The 431-nt window shown below is 62.2% G+C and carries 1 protein-coding gene; it reads left to right on the plus strand.

Annotation, left to right across the window (positions count from 1 at the left end; translation table 11 throughout):
* A partial coding sequence (locus VSR34_RS38710) for a DNA starvation/stationary phase protection protein (RefSeq protein ID WP_342965273.1) occupies positions 1-349 on the plus strand: 349 nt, incomplete at its 5' end.
* Positions 350-431 lie beyond the last annotated feature (82 nt).

The following is a 431-nucleotide window of genomic DNA, read 5'->3' on the forward strand; positions in this document are numbered from 1 at the left end:
GTACTTCCGCGACTATCACCTGCTGCTCGACGACCAGGCGAACCAGATCTACGCGACGACCGATCCGATCGCGGAGCGCGCCCGCAAGATCGGTGGCAAAACGCTGCGCTCGGCCGGCCACATCACGAAGCTGCAACGTATCGCCGATAACGATGCCGACTTCGTCACGCCCGGCGACATGCTCGCGGAACTGCGCGAGGACAACCTGGCGCTCGCCGGCTATATGCGCGAAACGCATTCGTTGTGCGATGAATACGGCGATGTCGCGACCGCGAGCCTGCTCGAAAACTGGATCGACGAAGCCGAGCAGCGCGTGTGGTTCCTGTTCGAGTCTGGACGCCACGACTGATAGCGCACTGGCCTCTCTAGCACTGGCCTCTCTAGCCCACGCCACTGGCGGCACACGTTCAGTCACCCGCCTTAACAACAAT

Source organism: Paraburkholderia sp. JHI2823 (genome assembly GCF_038900695.1).
Lineage (GTDB): Bacteria > Pseudomonadota > Gammaproteobacteria > Burkholderiales > Burkholderiaceae > Paraburkholderia > Paraburkholderia mimosarum.